The organism is Mesotoga infera (genome assembly GCA_011045915.1).
Taxonomy (GTDB): Bacteria; Thermotogota; Thermotogae; order Petrotogales; family Kosmotogaceae; genus Mesotoga; species Mesotoga infera_D.
The window spans coordinates 1-17,850 of record DSBT01000071.1; the positions used below are offsets into that span (position 1 = coordinate 1).

The 17,850-nt window shown below is 44.5% G+C and carries 16 protein-coding genes; 14 read left to right on the top strand and 2 right to left on the bottom strand.

Annotated elements, in window-relative coordinates; genetic code table 11:
• On the top strand, positions 1–1,125 hold a 1,125-nt coding region (locus ENN47_02435), incomplete at its 5' end, for a PDZ domain-containing protein (GenBank protein HDP77044.1).
• A 103-nt stretch (positions 1,126–1,228) separates the two neighbouring features.
• Here the strand turns inward: ENN47_02435 and fabZ are convergent.
• Positions 1,229–1,636 (bottom strand): 3-hydroxyacyl-ACP dehydratase FabZ, encoded by a 408-nt coding sequence (gene fabZ, locus ENN47_02440; GenBank protein ID HDP77045.1) that lies wholly within the window; start codon positions 1,634–1,636, stop codon positions 1,229–1,231.
• Between the two features lie 131 nt (positions 1,637–1,767).
• Between fabZ and fabK the strand changes: the two genes are divergently transcribed.
• From fabK to fabF, 4 genes are read left to right on the top strand one after another with little or no spacing between them, the layout of a single operon-like run.
• Entirely contained in the window at positions 1,768–2,721 is a 954-nt protein-coding gene (gene fabK, locus ENN47_02445; GenBank protein HDP77046.1) for an enoyl-[acyl-carrier-protein] reductase FabK, read from the top strand.
• A complete protein-coding gene (gene fabD / locus ENN47_02450; protein HDP77047.1) occupies positions 2,715–3,650 on the top strand; it encodes a [acyl-carrier-protein] S-malonyltransferase in 936 nt (311 codons plus the stop codon). Before fabK ends, fabD begins: the two co-directional genes overlap by 7 nt.
• A 29-nt stretch (positions 3,651–3,679) precedes the next feature.
• Entirely contained in the window at positions 3,680–3,928 is a 249-nt protein-coding gene (gene acpP, locus ENN47_02455; GenBank protein HDP77048.1) for an acyl carrier protein, read from the top strand.
• Between the two features lies 1 nt (position 3,929).
• A complete protein-coding gene (fabF, locus tag ENN47_02460) occupies positions 3,930–5,153 on the top strand; it encodes a beta-ketoacyl-[acyl-carrier-protein] synthase II (protein ID HDP77049.1) in 1,224 nt (407 codons plus the stop codon).
• 79 nt (positions 5,154–5,232) lie between these two features.
• Here the strand turns inward: fabF and trmB are convergent, their stop codons facing one another.
• Positions 5,233–6,219 carry a tRNA (guanosine(46)-N7)-methyltransferase TrmB gene (gene trmB / locus ENN47_02465; protein ID HDP77050.1) on the bottom strand — a complete coding sequence of 329 codons (987 nt, stop codon included), beginning with the start codon at positions 6,217–6,219 and terminating at the stop codon, positions 5,233–5,235.
• A 174-nt stretch (positions 6,220–6,393) separates the two neighbouring features.
• Between trmB and hpt the strand changes: the two genes are divergently transcribed.
• The 9 genes from hpt to ENN47_02510 form a co-directional block, all read left to right on the top strand.
• Positions 6,394–6,927, top strand: coding sequence for a hypoxanthine phosphoribosyltransferase (gene hpt, locus ENN47_02470; GenBank protein HDP77051.1), 534 nt, complete (start codon positions 6,394–6,396; stop codon positions 6,925–6,927).
• Positions 6,927–7,238, top strand: a complete 312-nt coding sequence (locus ENN47_02475; GenBank protein HDP77052.1) for a hypothetical protein — start codon at positions 6,927–6,929, stop codon at positions 7,236–7,238. The genes hpt and ENN47_02475 overlap by 1 nt, the downstream gene beginning before the upstream one ends.
• Positions 7,235–8,131: a DegV family protein gene (locus tag ENN47_02480; protein ID HDP77053.1), complete on the top strand. Its 897-nt coding sequence runs from the start codon at positions 7,235–7,237 to the stop codon at positions 8,129–8,131. The genes ENN47_02475 and ENN47_02480 overlap by 4 nt, the downstream gene beginning before the upstream one ends.
• Complete coding sequence (gene recG / locus ENN47_02485; GenBank protein ID HDP77054.1) at positions 8,131–10,488, top strand: ATP-dependent DNA helicase RecG; 2,358 nt, start codon at positions 8,131–8,133, stop codon at positions 10,486–10,488. The genes ENN47_02480 and recG overlap by 1 nt, the downstream gene beginning before the upstream one ends.
• A gap of 1 nt (position 10,489) precedes the next feature.
• Positions 10,490–11,047 carry a hypothetical protein gene (locus tag ENN47_02490; protein ID HDP77055.1) on the top strand — a complete coding sequence of 186 codons (558 nt, stop codon included), beginning with the start codon at positions 10,490–10,492 and terminating at the stop codon, positions 11,045–11,047.
• A complete protein-coding gene (locus ENN47_02495; protein HDP77056.1) occupies positions 11,044–11,514 on the top strand; it encodes a hypothetical protein in 471 nt (156 codons plus the stop codon). The genes ENN47_02490 and ENN47_02495 overlap by 4 nt, the downstream gene beginning before the upstream one ends.
• Positions 11,501–14,206 carry a PAS domain S-box protein gene (locus ENN47_02500; protein ID HDP77057.1) on the top strand — a complete coding sequence of 902 codons (2,706 nt, stop codon included), beginning with the start codon at positions 11,501–11,503 and terminating at the stop codon, positions 14,204–14,206. Before ENN47_02495 ends, ENN47_02500 begins: the two co-directional genes overlap by 14 nt.
• Entirely contained in the window at positions 14,184–14,546 is a 363-nt protein-coding gene (locus ENN47_02505) for a response regulator (GenBank protein HDP77058.1), read from the top strand. Before ENN47_02500 ends, ENN47_02505 begins: the two co-directional genes overlap by 23 nt.
• 23 nt (positions 14,547–14,569) lie before the next feature.
• Positions 14,570–17,850, top strand: a 3,281-nt coding sequence (locus tag ENN47_02510) for a polysaccharide export protein (protein HDP77059.1), incomplete at its 3' end; no start/stop codon positions are given.

Below are 17,850 nucleotides of genomic sequence, written 5' to 3' on the forward strand. Positions count from 1 at the left end.
AACGAACATGTTGTTTCTGGCGCCGAAAAAATCACAGTGTCTATGCTCGATGGAAACTCCTATCCGGCAAAGTACATTGGCGGAGATGCTGAGTTGGACATCGCTGTTATTAAGATTGATCCCGATGGGATTGATCTTCCAATAGTGGAGCTCGGTGAATCCAACTCACTTAGGATAGGGGAATGGGCAGTTGCAATCGGAAATCCTTTCGGACTGAAACACACTGTTACGCTTGGTGTAATCAGTGCAGTTGGAAGGCAGTTGCCAAAACCTGATGGGAACGGAGTCTACTCGAATTTGATACAGACGGATGCGGCAATTAATCCTGGCAACAGTGGAGGCCCTTTGCTGAATATCCACGGTCAGGTTATTGGGATCAACACCGCCATAATCTCCTCAGACGTGGGAACTTCACTGGGCTTTGCTATACCTATAGATGTAGCCCTGAGATTCGTTGATTCGATAATTGAAACAGGATCGGTTCAGAGAGCCTATCTTGGGGTCTACATGGATACTGTCACAGAGGCCATCTCCAGATCGCTTGGACTAAAAGTCGATAGCGGTGCTCTCATTACCGACGTAGTCCCGGACTCTGCAGCGGAGAAGGCTGGAGTGAAACCTCAAGACGTTATCATCGGTTTTGAGAATCTAGAGATCACAAATTCCTCTGAATTGAGGGCCGCCGTTCTAAATTACCCGGCCGGTTCAGAGGTGAAGATCACAATCGATAGATTTGGAGAGAGAATCGTGCTAACGGTCGTTCTGGGATCGCTTTCTCAAGAGAGTGAATCCTCTTCACTCGATGACATCGAGGAATCTGAGACCTTTGAAAGCTCTTTGGGAGTCTCCGTTTCCGACATAACCCCTGAAGACAGAGAACGGCTTGGACTGCCTTCAGAATTCAAAGGCGTAGTTGTGAGAAAGGTTGATTCAGAAGGAATAACCTACAGACTCGGGATAAGCAAAGATGATGTGATCACCCGTCTGAGCATAAACGGAAATCAGGAACCGATCGAGAATGCGAACGGTTTCAAGGCATCTGCCGAGAAGATCAAGAAGGGAGATTACGTAGCATTCTTTGCCTACAGAAATGGCGTTAGATTCGTAGCTTCTTTCCAGTTCTAAAGTGAAAATGCCGCCACCCGGTAAAGGTGACGGCTTACCCCCTTTAATCCCCTGTGCAGGATTAACGCCTAGATTATAGCACAGGGGTTTTTTCTTTCCAAAATCATAATGAAGAAACAAGAAGTGTAGCTCTGGCGCAAGGTTTCCCTTCAACATAAGCGACTCCCTCTATTTTCACAATGTTCATCTTCTTTCCGATTACTCTCACATTGTATTCCAGTCTGCACGGCGGCTGCACTATTTCCTTGAACCGAGCATGCTCAATTCCGGCGAACAGCGGAGTTTTTTTCGGCTCCAGCAGAAGAATCCCTGCTGTCTGAGCAATACCCTCAATCATTAAGACCCCAGGATAAACTGGATTCCCAGGAAAGTGACCTTCAAAAATGGGGTCATCTTCAGACAGGTCCCTGTAGGCCCTGATCTCACTATCACCAATATAAGTTACACCGTCAACTAGAAGAAAGGGATCACGGTGCGGGATTTTACTCTTCACAAACTCCTTATCTTTCATAAATCACCTCCCGTTTGATTTCCGGACTGATGAATCGAATAGGGTTCGATATCCGTACTGAGATTGCGTTTTTGTCCCTGGTATGGCATTGCTCATAAAAATTTAGCATTTTCGTGCCAGGAGGATCAATTTTGAGACAGAAGAGACAATCATTGACCGAGTTACTCGAAATCAAATATCCGATACTCCAAGGAGGAATGGCCTGGGTTGCAGACCGCACTCTGGCCGCAGCAGTTTCAAATGCTGGCGGATTGGGCATTATTGCTGGAGGCAGCCTCTCCTCTGAGGAGCTGCTTGTCGAAATTCACGAGGTGAGAAAACTGACCTCCAATCCTTTTGGAGTGAACATCATGTTGCTTTCCCCCTATGCTGAAGAACAGATGGAAATAGTTCGCAAAGAGAAGGTTCCGGTTGTGACTACTGGAGCAGGAAGTCCTTCTCGTTTCATAGATGAGCTAAAGTCTGCAGGTGTAAAAGTGATCCCCGTTGTTGCTTCTGCTGGACTCGCCAAGAGATTGGAGCTGCAGGGAGTTGATGCGGTAATCGCTGAAGGAATGGAAGCAGGCGGTCATATTGGGAAAGTGACATCCATGGTTCTCGTTCCGGCCGTTTCTTCTGCAACACAGATTCCAGTCATCGCAGCGGGAGGTATTGCCGATGGAAGAGGATTCGTTGCGGCACTTGCCCTGGGTGCCAGTGGAGTTCAAATGGGAACAAGGTTTATTTGCACGTCCGAGTGTTCGGCACACCTTCGCTACAAAGAGAAAATTCTATCATCAAGCGAACTCGATACAGTCGTCACGGGAAGTGCAAACGGCCATCCTGTTAGAGCCTTCAGAAACAGACTCACAAGATACATAGAAGAGCTTGAGAAAAGAGGCGAGGGATTCGAGGAAATTGAAAAAGTGGCCGTTGGTGCGCTTAAAAGAGCCGCTAAAGAAGGTGATCTCAATTCAGGCTCTCTGATGGCCGGTCAGTCTAGCGGCTTGATAAGGGAAGTATTAAGTGTGAGCAAACTAATCGAATCAATCATTGAAGAGGCCGAAGAAGTCATCGGCCACCTGGGAGGGATCGCAGAATGGTAGCATGGATATTTCCTGGACAGGGAAGTCAGTATGTGGGTATGGGAAGTGCTTTTTGCGAGGAAAGCGCTCAAATCAAAGAATTCCTTGGAATCTCAGGTCGGATGCTGGGATTTGATTTACTGAAAATGATGCTTGAGGGTCCGGAGAGAGAGCTAACACTGACTCAAAATGCTCAGCCGGCCATCCTTTCTCTTAGCGTAGCTCTTTCAGACATCCTTGGGGAAATTGGAGCGAAACCCGACATTGTTGCTGGTTTATCCCTTGGTGAATTCACAGCACTTACAATAGCTGGGTCACTTGAATACGCCGATGCTCTACGCCTTGTAAGGTTGAGGGGAATGGCCATGCAAGATACCATTTCTCCAGGTGCGGGAAGTATGGCGGCGATAATCGGTCTGCAAGATGAAGTCGTTGAAAGGATTTGCTCAGAGACTTCATCGAACGAGGAAGTAATAGTTGCGAACTACAACTGTCCGGGACAGGTGGTAGTCTCTGGCCTCGCAGAGAAAGTGAAAGTCGTAATGGAAAGTTCTAAAAGAGAAGGTGCAAAGAGATGCGTAGAGCTTTCGGTAAGTGCGCCTTTCCATAGTCGATTCTTACAGCCTGTAGGAGAGGTCTTGAGAGAGTTCCTTGACGGTGTCAAGGTAAGCCCCCCGAAGATCCCAGTGGTCTCTAATGTAACCGGTGATCTCTTCCCCGAAGATCCGCACGAGATAAAGGAGCTGTTAATTTCTCAGACATATAGCCCCGTTAGGTGGGATCAATCGATAAGAAGGATGATTCAGCTGGGTACTGACAAATTCATTGAGGTAGGTCCGGGAAAGGTTCTCAGCGGATTCATGAAGAAGATTGACAGGAGTATTACTGTAAATACTACAGACAGTGAAAGCCTTGAAGCACTGAAAGAATTCCAGGAAATTGTTAACTAGACTAATTTTTTCGATGAGAGGTGAGTTTAATGGAAGGAACGTCGACTATCCAAGAAAGGGTTATATCAATCGTTGCAGACAATCTGGGGATCGAGGCAGGTGAGATCAAGGGGAATTCTAGATTCATAGAGGATCTTGGCGCAGACTCGCTTGATCTAGTGGATCTGGTAATGGAGCTGGAAGACAAATTTGACATCCAGATAAGCGATAGCCAAACTGCCAGTTTCAAGACAATTGACGACGTAGTTGGCTTTATACTTTCACTGGAAACTAAGTAAAATGAGAAGAGTTGTAGTAACGGGCATGGGCATTATGAGCTCTATCGGAAGCAACCTGGAAGAGTTCTGGGAGTCCCTGAAGTCGGGAAGATCGGGAATTGATTGGATTGACACATTTGATGTCTCAGAATTTGGATCGAAAGTCGCTGGCAGAGTTAGGAATTTCGACCCAACTTCCTATATGGAGAAAAGAGAAGCCAAGAGAACTTCTAGGTTTGTCCAGCTGGCTATTGCAAGCGCCAGCGAGGCTTACACTGACTCAGGCCTAGAAGGATACCTTTTTGACCCGGAGATGGCAGGAGTAATCTACGGTGTGGGACTAGGTGGAATGGACGTAATTGAAGATCAGCATCTGATTCTCATGGACAAAGGTCCTTCTAGAATTACTCCATTCTTGATACCAATGACGATCGCAAATATGGCTCCAGGCCTTCTTGCGATCCGTTTCGGTCTTAAGGGAACCAATTTCACCATCTCAACTGCCTGTGCTTCTGGGACAAATGCAATCGGCGAAGCAACCCGGCTGATCAAAAGTGGAATTCTTGACATCGCAATGACCGGCGGTACGGAAGCGACGATTACACCTCTTGCTCTTGCCGGATTCTCGAATATGACTGCCCTTTCACGAGGAACCCCTGAATCGGCTTCTAGACCATTCGATAGTAAACGCGATGGATTTGTCATGGCTGAGGGTTCTGCAACACTAATAATCGAGGAGTATGAGCACGCTTTGAGTCGAGGAGCGAGAATCTACGGGGAAATCGTCGGCTACGGTTCTACTGACGATGCGTTTCATATAACTTCGCCGGAGGAATCTGGAGATGGAGCGTATAGAGCAATGAAAATGGCTCTAAAAGATGCTTGCATTGACCCCTCAGAAGTTGACTACATTAACGCTCACGGTACTTCGACTCCGCTAAATGACGTAATAGAAACTAGAGCGATCAAGCGACTTTACGGAGCGAGAGAAAGCCTAAATATTAGTTCTACAAAGTCCATGGCCGGTCACGCCCTGGGTGCCGCTGGAGCTATCGAATCGGTAGCGACATTTCTCTCGATGAAGAACTCCTTTGTGCCGCCCACTATAAACTACTCTAATCCAGACCCAGAATGTGATCTTAACTACACCCCCAATTATGGGGTTGAAAAAGCCATAAATTTTGCAATGAAAAACTCGTTTGGCTTTGGTGGTCACAATGCTTCTTTGCTCTTCAAGAGGCTATAATCGCTGCATTCCTGACGGGGCGCAGCGCCCCGTCTTCTTTGTATCGGCTTACCTTGCCGAGTGCAAAAGCCAGCGAGATTCATTGTCCAGATTCTTGCTGAGAGTTTCGACTTGACTGACGTTCCACTTCAAACTGGTCCTTTCCGATAAAACTGGAAAGCTTCTTCACAGCGAGTCTCACCGCCTTAGTTCTGATCGGTCTTAGCTGACTGTCTAGCTGAATTAGCCATCCTGCTTCTCTCCTGGAAAGATTTATGTTGAATCTCTGGGAGAAGCCTCTATCAACCGACAAGGTTTCGATCAGGAAAGCCTCACTCTCCAGACTTCTATATACTCCCAGAAACTTCACAAAAACCTCGTCTCTCGAAAAGTCTTCTCCAATAAGCCTACCGAGTTGAGTTTCATCGATTTCTTTCAGCCACAGATGTGACACATGAACCACGTCCTCTTCAATATTGACTACTCTTTCGTTTCTCCTACAGTAAAACCTGAAGATCTTTTTCTCCATCGACAACCATTTTTTTTCGTACCTGGTTTCTGCCCCAGATGATGGATTTTCTTCAAGGGTTAGAGTGTCAAATAACTTCGTTCTATTCACACTCAACATCATCTCGTATACGAACTCTTCTGAGTCGGAAAACAGTTGAAAGAACCCGTCCGGCTTAAGGACAGCGGCAATTCTCTGCACAAAGGCAGTGTCATTTAGGCGCCGGCTTGAATGCCTTTTCTTTGGCCACGGACACGGGAAGTTCATATATAATCCCGAAATCGAATCGGGAGGAATTATATTAACCAAGGCAAAGGATGCATCGATAAGAAGTACCCGAACATTCTCAAGAGAATTTCTGGCCAGTGACTTCAATAGCTTTTCAGCACTTATCATAGAAAGCTCGACTCCCAGAAAGTCTACTTCGGGATTCTCAACCGCCTTCTGGACAAGAAATTCACCACTGCCAAATCCTACTTCTAGAAAGACAGCATTATCTCTTCCAAAGATACGACTGAATTTCAGAGGCAGATCAAATTCAGTAACGTCAAGATAGTTTTTAAGGTAATGGAGATTCATAACATCGCTCCGCTCAATAAATCCGTCGTGTTACCGGGCCGGATCGTAATCAGTTCACAAAAAGCATTCTAACTCAATTCGCCCAATATTTCCATCTTGAGCCTTCAACGAAGACAATCGTTTCATCCCCTTTTTGCGATGGTATAATTATCGTGACTCCCGGAGGTGAAGGAAATGCACTTTGACCCCGCTAAAATCGAAGTTCTATACTCTGAAGAAAAACTGAAGAGAATTGTTGATGGACTTGCTGAGAAAATTAATGATTACTATTCTCCAATAACAGATGAGATAACAGCCGTTTGCATTCTGAAAGGGTCGGTGCATTTTTACAGTGATCTTTTGAAAAGGATTGATCTTAAAGTACGATATAACTTCGTCCATGTTTCCAGTTATTCCGGGGCTTCAACAACCGGAAGAATACGTGTGAAAACCTGGGTGGATGAATCGGTTACTGACCGTTATGTTCTATTGGTGGAAGACATAGTCGATACGGGCGGAACACTCAGGTACATAATCAACTACATCTGGAAACAGAAACCTGCAGACGTTAAGCTCGTATCTCTGTTTGAGAAGACTATTCACGATCACGGAGTGAAAATTGATTTCACTGGAGAAAGGATTGGTGATCAGTTTATAATCGGCTACGGACTTGATTATGACGAAGTATATAGAAATCTTCCTTATGTGGGTTGCTTGAAAGGTGAATAATGAAGAAAGGCAACATCGTTACACTAGTTCTCGCTGTGTTGCTTCTGAGCATTTGTACTATAACTTCTCTCTTCGCATTGAGTGTAGTTAGTTCAAATCGAAAGAATACTCAGTTGATGTTAGAAGCTTCGATTATAAGAGGAGTAAGAGCTTCCGCAAAGAAGCTTCTTGAGTTCAGTGCAGATTGCGGGGAGCCACTGGCTGTTGTAATAAACGGTTATTCGCTCGAAACTGACCTGATTGACGGTAGATGGTGTGTGAGAGTTGGCAACGGGGAGAAAGAAGAGATAATATTCGCCGAAGGCAGGTGAAAGATTTGATAGCAATATCCATTGATTCCGGTTGTGCACCCACGAGAGAATTCATTCAGTCCCACAAACTCTTCTTCATGGGAATGAAAGTAATCATCGATGATATTGAATATAACGACGAGTTTGATTTCATGGAAAATGTCTTCTACAGAGTTGTCGACAGTTCCAGGGAGTTTCACACAGCGCAACCGCCTCTTGGCCAAGTCCTTGAATATTACAATGATATAAAATCCAGGGGATTTACGGAACTTCTAGATATTCACTTTTCTTCGAAGATGTCTGGCCTTTACGATACTTGCATATTGGCATCGAAGATGGTTGAAGGACTTGAAGTACATGTGGTAGACACAAAGAAGGTCTCCATAGGGGCGCATCTGGTTGCAAGACGATTGATCGAACTGGCCGAGTCTGGATTGAAAATCGACGATGTCATGAAAAGAGTACCCGGCGTTATTGATGACACATTCATGGAATTCAGTGTGCCAACTCTCAAGTATCTTATTAAGAACGGCAGAATAGGAAGGGCTCAGGGGCTCGCAGGAACTCTTCTTAACATAAAGCCGATTCTTTCAGTGGATGAAGAAGGTTTCATAAGTCCCATAGCCAAACTTAGGGGAATGAAAAAACTGCAAGAAGAGATGGTCTCAAATATCGTTGAGTTTCTTGAGAAGAGAAGAAGGTCGATAGCTCTGTACTCAATCTATGGAGGCGAAGAATATTTAGGAGTAATGAAAGAAACAACGGAGAGGACTATCGAAACCATTGAGATGAATTTGGGCATTGCAAGAAGAGATATTGAACTTATAACCGGGAGAATCTGGCCGACAATCGCTTGCCACAGTGGCCCTGCAGTATTTGGGTTGGCGTGCTACGGGGAGAAAGAAATACAGTAATGCTCTTCGAGCAATTCCTCGATAGATGCGAAGACCTATTTCAGGCTTCTTTGACGGGGAAGAAGGAAGGAAGTCTTCTCCCTGAATTAAGACATCTCATTTCGTTAGTGGATAAGGAAGAGCTTTCTTCTTATTCCTCGCTTGAGGATTACTTTTCGAGATTTGCTTCATACTTCTCCAGAATTGACAACCTATCGGATGATCGCAAGTTCAGAAGATTGAGAAACGGTCTTGAAATGATTGAGAAACTGAGAAAGATCTTTCTCTTGCGTTCAGTCGAAGAAATCGAAACCCTTCTTGGCAGACCTGTTTCTCACTCAACTCCGATCAAATTCGCATATTCTGTTGGCGAAGCAAGATCAAAAATACTTAAGAGAATGGATATTGAAACAATCGGAGATCTGATTCACTACTTTCCAAGAGACTACGAAGATCGCAGGATAATTGTCTCTATTTCCTCAATAGTTCCTGATTGCAAGGTAAGCGTGAAAGGTCGAATCTTGAATTTCTCAGTCAAGAAGGTCTCGGGATACACGATTATCTCAGCCGTAGCGAGTGACGGCTTTGGTCAACTTCTTTTGAAATGGTTCAATCAGGACTATATTCTTCAAAAGCTCAAGAAGGAGCGTGAGTATCTAATTCATGGATTGGCAAAGAAGACTCCTTTTGGACCCCTGGAGATGAACTCCCCGGAAATTGAGGAAGTTGAAGGAGAGGTACCAAGAGAGATTCTCCCGGTCTATTCTCTGACTTCAGGGATCTCAATGAAGATGATGAGAAAAGTAATAAAGCGCAACCTGGGACTAGTTAGATCACTGGATAATCTGGTCCCGCTTCCTTTTGTGAAGAGCAGAAACCTTCTTGATAGGAAACATGCCTTTGTTTCAATTCATTTTCCAAAGAGCCAGTTCGAAATAAGAAAAGCACGCGAGACTCTGGCATATGAAGAGTTCTTCGTATTCCAAGCTGCAATACTTCATAGAAAAAGGCAGATTCAAAACCGGTATAAAGGCCTTTCGAAAGACATCAGCGGGGTTCTTGCCAAGAGGTTGATTCAATCACTACCCTTTGAGTTGACGGAAGACCAGGTAAAAGCCTTCAACGAGATCAGGGAAGACATGAGAGCCTCTTTTCCTATGGGTAGATTGCTTCAAGGCGATGTCGGTTCTGGAAAGACTCTTGTCGCAGAACTGGCAATTGTAGACAATTATGAAGCTGGTTACCAGAGCGCTCTCATGGTTCCAACTTCGGTCTTGGCGATGCAGCATTACGAGAAAATCAAACGTGATCTATCACCTATTGGAATTGAAGTAGCGATGTTGACCGGTTCAATGAAAAGAAATGAACAAGACTCTGTTAGAAACTCGATGATTACTGGAGAAACAGACTTGGTTATTGGTACACATTCTCTCATTCAGGAGGGTGTGGAATTCAAGAATCTCGGACTCGTAGTAGTCGACGAGCAACACAGATTCGGAGTGAAGCAGAGAGAAAGTCTGACATCTAAGGGAAGTCTTCTCGATAGTCTTGTAATGACTGCCACTCCAATTCCAAGAACTCTTGCCCTAACGGCTTATGGAGATCTCGATATTTCAACTATTCTAACTATGCCGAAAGGAAGAACACCGGTGAGAACAATTCTGCTTGCCAGAAGCAGGTTGAGAGAGTTATACTCTTTCATCTCAGATGAACTGAAAATGGGACATCAGGTCTTCTTCATATATCCTCTCGTTGAAGAATCAGAACAAGTCGATCTCAAGAATGCAACAGACGAAGCCGCAAGGCTTAGGGACCACTTTTTCCCAGGAGTGGGGGTTGAATTGCTCCACGGAAGATTTACCGACACCGAGAAACAAGAGATAATGCAGAGATTCAGAACGAAAAAGAGCATGATTCTTGTTTCAACAACGGTTGTTGAAGTCGGAATTGACGTGCCCTCGGCGACGGTAATGGTAATAGAACACCCTGAAAGATTCGGAATGGCACAACTGCACCAGCTTAGAGGACGGGTAGGAAGAAGCAGCCTCAAGTCGATCTGCGTAATGGTTATGAATCGCGCAATTTCAGAAGAAGCTCTTAAAAGGCTAAGGGAATTTGCATCCACTTCAAGTGGATTTGACGTTGCAGAGCTTGATCTGAAGCTAAGAGGACCCGGAGAGTTCCTTGGTCTGAAACAGCATGGAATTCCCCAATTTAGAATTGGGGACATAGTTGCTGACAGAGATCTGCTATTCAAGGCTAGAGAAGACGCAAAAAAGCTGATTGACGAGGATCCAGAACTCTCCAAACATGGCTCTTTACGAATTGAGATGGAAAGAGTCTATTCAGAAAAGATAAATCTGATAGAGGTCGGATGATATGTTGACAATAACAGGAGGAAAGTGGGCTAGAAGATCGATAAAAACAACGGCCAGAAGAAATACCAGATATACACCACAATCGGCAAGGAAAGCTCTCTTCGACATTGTGGATGTAACTTCGAAATCCTTCATTGATCTATTTGCTGGAAGCGGAATTATGTCCTTTGAAGCAATTAGCAGAGGCGCTTTAAATGCAATATCAGTCGATGTGTCGAAGAAAGCGTGCAACTTGATTCTTGATAATAAGAATGAGCTAGATTCTTCAATGAATCTTAGGATCGTTTGTGCCGATTTCCGCAGAGCGATCCCATCGCTTGTTAAAAAGGGCTTGTGCGCTGACACAGTATTTGCTGACCCTCCCTTCGATGAAGAATATATCGAACCTCTCCTTGCTGTTCTAAACCAAAACCCCGAACTCATAAGCAATCGGGGTCAATTGATAGTCGAAACTTCAGATAGAGAGAAGGAATATGTGTTGGAACTTTCCTCGTTGTTCCATCTTGTTGATCAAAGAGAATATGCAGGCATTGTATTCTCAATATTGGTGAGACAATGAAGTTTCTTGTCGAAGATTCTTTAACAAAGCTGGCGAAGAAACTTCGACTCTTGGGGTTTGATACCGAGATTTGTACTAGAAGCGAAATAGGCGAAGCATCAAGAGATAGAGAAGTGTTTCTGACAAAGAGCAAGAAGTCAATGGAGATCGCATGGAAGCACAAGATTAGGTGCTTTCTCATCAAATCTGAAAACTGGAGATCACAACTGAGATCAGTAATTCAGAGGTTTAAGATAGATGCAAACAATGTGGACTTCTTGAGCAGGTGTTCGAAGTGCAATGGAATGCTAGTTGAGGCGTCTCCAGAAGATTTGGCTGACGTTCCGGAATACGTGGCACTCACGAAAGATAGGTTTTGCAGATGTACACGCTGCGGTCAGGTTTATTGGAACGGAAGTCATGTTGAACACATGGAATCGATGAAAACCTTCCTAGAAAAGAGTGGTGGTAGAACTGAAGAGATCTAGCTTTGAGATTTCAGCCGATGAATTAATAAAGAGAATTCTCAGGAGAATTTCTTCAGAAGTCTCTTCCGATGCATTTCTGTTCATTTTGGAAAAGTACCGCGACGTATTCAAGGAAGTTGATCCGAGAGATGGTCTTTCACGAACGGGCAGAGAGATAAAGTTGAGTAACAATGACTTTCTCAGAAAGACGACGGAGAATCTCGTAGACGAGAAGAATGTCATCATATCTTCCCATCTTGGAGAACAAGAGGAGCGGGTTGAGCTAATACACCTTTCTTACAGTAATGAACCGCTTGGCCTGCTCCTCCTTTCTTCTAGCTCCGAAGTTAAGGACTCACTTAAAGTCTGGATTAAGGAACTCGAACTAGCATTATACTATTCTCTCAAGAGATCAGCCGAAGAAGAGGGATACAGGAGGCTGAAACTCGTATCTAGATTGACTTCGGTTCTTGAAACGGAAACTCATTCGGAAGAGCTGATCTACAAATCTCTCGAGATTGCAAGAGAAATGCTGAGGGTTAGGTGGATCTTCTTCCTCGAAAAAGTCGAGACCAGATTTCTCTTAAGAGCCGCCATAGGTGAAGGCACAAACCCTCTCAGAGGAATTGAGGTTGAGATCTCTGAGGAACAGCTCGATTTGCTCTCTCACGAGAGACTATTCGTCTCAGCAAGGAAGTCAGCAATTTCATCATTGATTTTCAGAGAAGAGATTTCGGTTGGCTCATTCATTGGAATCCCCCTTACGGTTGAAGGAGCTCTTGTTGGACTAATAATTGCGGCAGACAGGGAGGAAATCGAAGGAGAATTCAGGGCCTACAAACATCTCGATAAAGAAGACTTGAAGATGCTTGACGATATCAGCAGAAGGATGGCCGTCGCGATAAGCAAAATAAAGCTTACTTCAAGATTAGAGCTAGAGGTTAGAAAACTTAGACAACTTGGAAAGAAGCACGAAGAACTTATAAGTGAGCAGAAGGAGCAACTTTTCAAGCTTAGCGTACTTCATAAAATAACCGACGCGATGAAACGAAGCCTTGATCGAGAAAGAGTAGTCAGAATTCTCTTAGTAGGTGCAACCGATGTTTCTGGGCTGAAATTCGACAGGGCGGCATTTTTCAGAGTAGATACTGTCCGTTCCCTGCTTGTTTCAGAAACCAGAGTTTCTTCTGGGAGAAAGAATAGCGAACATGAGAAATCTGTATACAGCGACCTTTCCAGATATCTTCAGGACGCTTCTCTTAAGCCATATGACGCTGACGATAGCAGACAAATGGGTTCAATCCCGTATCCAGGAAATCTGATTTTGGAGAGAGTAGTCCTTAGAAAGAAGATGGTTCATGTAACACCTGAGATGTTGAGATTGAGAATCGATGAGTTGGCTCTTATGAATAGAATAATTGGAACCGATGAATATTTGATTGCACCAGTAGCCGGCGAAGAGGACGTCCTAGGAGTTTTGGTAGTTGACAACAATGATTCCGGAAAGAAAATCAGCAGTGCAGATATGGAAATCCTTGGGCTGCTTGCCGATAGTACAGGAGTAGCCCTGGAGTTGACAGAAAATTATAAGAGAATTCTTCAAATGGCTGAGAGTCTGGAGAAGGAGCGAAACCTGTCTAATTACTACCGTAAGTTTGTTTCAAGCATACTGCAGTCTCTCGAGTCTGCGATAATAGTCTGTTCTGTAGAAGGTGAAATAACCGAACTAAACAGAACAGCAGAGTTCCTTCTGGACCTGAGTAGGGAAGAACTAATCGGAAAGAGCATTCGATCAATTCGAACAAAACTTGGTAGTATTATTGACCTGCTCTCTGATGCTATAAGAATTGGAGAGACAATTACGTTAACGGATCAACATTTCGACGCTTTTGGCGAGAAACATTTTGATGTTCGAATTACCCCTTTGAGAGAAGAAAAGCGGAAGAGGCTGACCGGAGTAATTCTATCGCTGGATGACATTACCAGGAGAAGAAAACTCGAACAAGAGCTCAAGAGAAGAGAGAAGCTTGCCGCATTGGGCGAAATGTCGGCAAAAGTAGCCCATGAAATCAGAAATCCAATAACAATAATCGGTGGTTTTGTGAAGAGAATACTGTCCTCCTCAAACAGGGAGAAAACCGAAGAATATGCAAGGATCCTCATGGATGAACTTCAGAGGCTGGACGGTATAGTAGGAGAAGTACTGGAAATTTCCAGAAGAAATATCAGACCTTCCGAAGAAGAGTTTGATCTTGTTTCTGTCACACGTGAGATACTGGCCGGTTTTGAAGAAAAAGCCTCGAGAGAAAATGTTAAACTTGTCCTATACGCTAAAGAAGATAGAATTGAATATTACGGGAATAAAGATAGGATTAAACAGGTTATAATCAATCTTGTTCAGAATGCTATTGAGGCCTCGGAGAAAGCCGGGCAAGTTCTCATCACTCTAGAGAGAAAGGTTGAGTACGTTTATTTCTCGGCCAAGAACGGTGGGAATATTATCCCTGAAGAGACTCTGAAGCGAATCTTTGAACCCTTCTTCACAACGAAGACTTTAGGCACGGGTCTCGGGCTTTCTATATGCAAGAAGATCGTTGAGGAACACGGGGGAGAGATCCATGCCTCTAGCGGAATAGAAGGAACGATTTTCACCTTCACTTTACCGACTAAGAAATTTGGGAGGTTTGAACTTGAAAAGGATACTGATAGTTGAAGATGAAAAGAACATGAGACTGCTTCTTGAAGAAGAACTTGAGGAGTCAGGCTTTGAAGTGGCAAACGCCAGCAGTGCTGAAGAAGCAATAGGAATTCTCAATCTTGATACTTCGTTCGATCTGATAACTATTGACATTGAAATGCAAGGAATCAGTGGCCTCGAACTTGCCGGAACGATACGCAAGCAATACCCGGAGAAGAAAATTGTGCTTCTCACCGCCTATACTCATTATAAGCACGATCTATCTTCCTGGGCTGCTGACGCCTACGTAGTTAAGTCTCCTGATTTTTCGGAACTCAAATCGTTGGTCGAAAAGCTTCTCGGCGAGATTAAATGATAGTAATAGAAGGAGGAAGTCATATGCGTGTGAGAATTATCTCACTTCTGATCCTGTTATTGCTTACGGTCTCCCTGTTTGGATACTCGGTTAGACCGGGCGACCTCTTGACAGTTTCTGTTTATGGTTCCGCTGATCTTTCCAGCGAAATCCTTGTGGGGCCAGACGGTTCTGCTTCTGTGCCCCCGCTTGGAAATGTTGTGTTGCTTGGAAAGACCCTTGAAGAAATCCAGTCATTGTTGTCATCACAGTTTCTCAGCCAGGGTATATTGACATCAAAGCCACAAGTTACAGTATCAGTGAAATCATTTGCTCCTTTCATGTTCTATGTTCTCGGTGAAGTTAGCAAACCCGGAGCCATAGAATGGCATGATACCACCATTGGGATTTCCCAACTCCTGGCGCTTGCCGGTGGCCTAGGAGATGGTGCGGATCTTTCTTCTTCGTTTGTTGTAGGAAAGGATGGGTCTAGAAAGCAAATTGATCTTTCTTCGATTCTGTATGGTGGAGCGGCTCTGACAGAAAGACTACCTGAAGGTTCAACTCTATTCGTACCTGCCGGCGCTCGGGCGTGGATAATGACTATGGGTGAATTTAGGTCTCCTTCTCTTGTGAAGTTCAACCCCGGAATAACCCTGACCCAAGTGATTGCTAAGTCAGGAGGATTGACAGAGGAGGCCGATACTGAAGAGATCCTCTTAATCAGTGATGATATTGAAGATAACACTGCCGCCATAAACCTGAACGCGATTCTCTCCGGAAGAAGCAAAGACATCCAGTTGCCGGCAGGGAGTATAGTCATTGCAAATGATTCCTCCTCAAAATCCGTAAAACTCCTGGGTGAGTTCAATAATCCAGCATCTATTCCCTATCATGAGAAACTCACTCTATTGCAGGCGATTGGTAAAGTTGGCGGACTCAGACAAACAGCTTCTGATGAACTATACATTTTGAGGATTGGCCTTGCAATACCTGAATCAGTAGAAGTCAGTTCTCTCTTTGGCGGTTCTGTCGAGGACATTACCTTGAATCCTGGTGATACGATATTCGTTCCTCGTCAACAAGAACGATTTGTGTACATCGCCTCTGCATCATTTGGAGGAAAAGTGGAGTTCAGCACAGACGAAAAACTCTCCCTGCTAAGCGCACTGGTGAAGGTCGATCTTTACGATCCCTCAAATCAAGATTCGATAATTGTGGTAGAACCTTCAGGAGAAAGATTAGAGTACTCACAGGGAGAAGATGTTGAACTGGAGCCAGGATCGATGATAATCTTGCCTCGCGGAGAGAAGAACGTGTTCGTCACTGGCGAGATTATGAATCCCGGGTCAATGTCATTTGCTAACTTCGAAGAAATCACTCTTGGAAAGGCAATAGCCAAGTCCGGCGGAGTTACCGAGAGCGCAGGTATGGTTGAGTTAATTACGGAGTCCGGGACGAGATTGTTCTCTATTGAAGAATCAACAAAGAGTTCTCTGATTCTAAGTCCTCAGTCAATAGTTCATGTCAAGGAAAAGGAACAACGATACGTATACGTCATCTCTTCGACAGAGGGAGGAAGAGTCGACTTTGGCGAGAAGGAGTCCTTCACTCTCAGGAACTTGTTGGCGAAAATGAATCTGCTTAATCTCAGCTCAGACAAGGACATTTCAATTATTGACGCATCAGGGAAGAGTCAAGTTTTATCGGCTTCCAGACTATCTTTTGACGACTATAGCCTTGAAACTGGTTCGATTGTAATAGTTCCCGATACCAGTACCTGGATATATGTATTCGGAGAGGTGGGAAGGCCGGGGAAAGTTGAGCTTGACAAAGATGACCTTCTGTTAACCCGTGCGATCAGCGCAAGTGGAGGTTTCACACAGAATGCCGACATTTCTTCTATACAGGTTCTATCAGGATCTGATGCTGCCGAAATTGATCTTGATGAAGTTCTAAGAGGTTCTTCTAAAGACCTTTCAATCAAATATGATGACTTGATCTATGTTCCAAGGATTGATAATAGGTTTGTCTATGTAATCTCGGAAGCGAGTGGTGGAAAAGTTGATTTTTCAGCAGGAGAGAGTATCACTCTAAGAAATGCTCTTGCAAAACTGAATCTTGTAGAAATTTCATCAGAAAAAGAAATTCTGGTCATTTCGCCAGAAGGTGACAAGTTTGAGATTCCGGTCAGTTCTCTTAGAAACTCCGATCGGGAACTGGAAACTGGAAGTGTAATCTTCTATCCTCAGGCGAGCAATGTGGCAAATGTGCTAGGACAGGTGCGAAATCCCGGTACGGTCACCCTGAAGCCAGGCATACCTTTCAATCTCTCGACAGTAATAGCTGCCGCAGGTGGCATTACCGATCTGGCCGACAGATACAATATTGCAGTAATTGACTCTAAGTCTGCTTCAACAGTTACTTATTCAGTGGAAGATCTTTCGAGTGATCCTATTCCCGCCATTCCTGACGGAGCCACAATTTTTGTTCCTGAAATGGATTCGAAGTATGTATACATTTTGGGTGGAGTCAGAGAACCGGGGATGAAGCTAATAAATCGTGAAGAGACAAATCCTACGTTAACTAAACTTATTGCCATATCGGGCGGTCTGACCGACCCTCTAACCAAGGAGATCGAAATTGTCGATGTGAGTGGGAGAAGAAGGCTTGATCTTCAGGAGATACTTGGAGGTTCCACGCAGGACCCACAGATAGCGAGCGGCACAATAATATATGTTCCGGAGATTTTCGGCAGATTTGTCTATGTGATTTCTAGAGAGAAAGGCGGAAGAGTTGATTTCGCAAGTAACGAGGAAATCACATTGAGGACTGCCCTCGCAAAACAGAATCAGCTTGACTTTGATTCAAGTGGCAGGGTTACTGTAATCCTTCCAGATGGATCAAAGAGAGAACGGCAAATCTCGGATCTCAAAGACAACGATATGATCCTGTCGCCAGGATCGATAGTTGTCTATCCAGATGTAGTGCGCCAGGTTTTTGTGGTTGGTGCCGTAAACAATCCAGGATTGGTGCTTTTTGAGCCCGGAGACAAAGTCACTCTGACAACTCTCCTTGCTCGAGCTGGTGGAATGACCCCACTGGCTCTAGGCAACAAGATCCAGATTACTGATCCCTTTGGAAGAACAACCACAGTGAGCGTCGACCCAATACTCCTTGGAAAGGCCCTGGATTTGAGCCTGGAGGATGGTTCTTTCGTTTATGTCCCAATATACGAACCAGTTAGAGTAAGTGTGATTGGAGAAGTTAAGAGCCCGGGAACGGTAGAATTTGCCAAAAATGAATCTCCAACGGCTCTACTGGC

Coding starts and splice junctions, on each gene's coding strand:
- ENN47_02490 (HDP77055.1), top strand. CDS start 10,490: ATGTTGACAATAACAGGAGGAAAGTGGGCTAGAAGATCGATAAAAACA.
- ENN47_02495 (HDP77056.1), top strand. CDS start 11,044: ATGAAGTTTCTTGTCGAAGATTCTTTAACAAAGCTGGCGAAGAAACTT.
- ENN47_02475 (HDP77052.1), top strand. CDS start 6,927: ATGAAGAAAGGCAACATCGTTACACTAGTTCTCGCTGTGTTGCTTCTG.
- trmB (HDP77050.1), bottom strand. CDS start 6,219: ATGAATCTCCATTACCTTAAAAACTATCTTGACGTTACTGAATTTGAT.
- recG (HDP77054.1), top strand. CDS start 8,131: ATGCTCTTCGAGCAATTCCTCGATAGATGCGAAGACCTATTTCAGGCT.
- fabF (HDP77049.1), top strand. CDS start 3,930: ATGAGAAGAGTTGTAGTAACGGGCATGGGCATTATGAGCTCTATCGGA.
- fabD (HDP77047.1), top strand. CDS start 2,715: ATGGTAGCATGGATATTTCCTGGACAGGGAAGTCAGTATGTGGGTATG.
- hpt (HDP77051.1), top strand. CDS start 6,394: ATGCACTTTGACCCCGCTAAAATCGAAGTTCTATACTCTGAAGAAAAA.
- acpP (HDP77048.1), top strand. CDS start 3,680: ATGGAAGGAACGTCGACTATCCAAGAAAGGGTTATATCAATCGTTGCA.
- fabZ (HDP77045.1), bottom strand. CDS start 1,636: ATGAAAGATAAGGAGTTTGTGAAGAGTAAAATCCCGCACCGTGATCCC.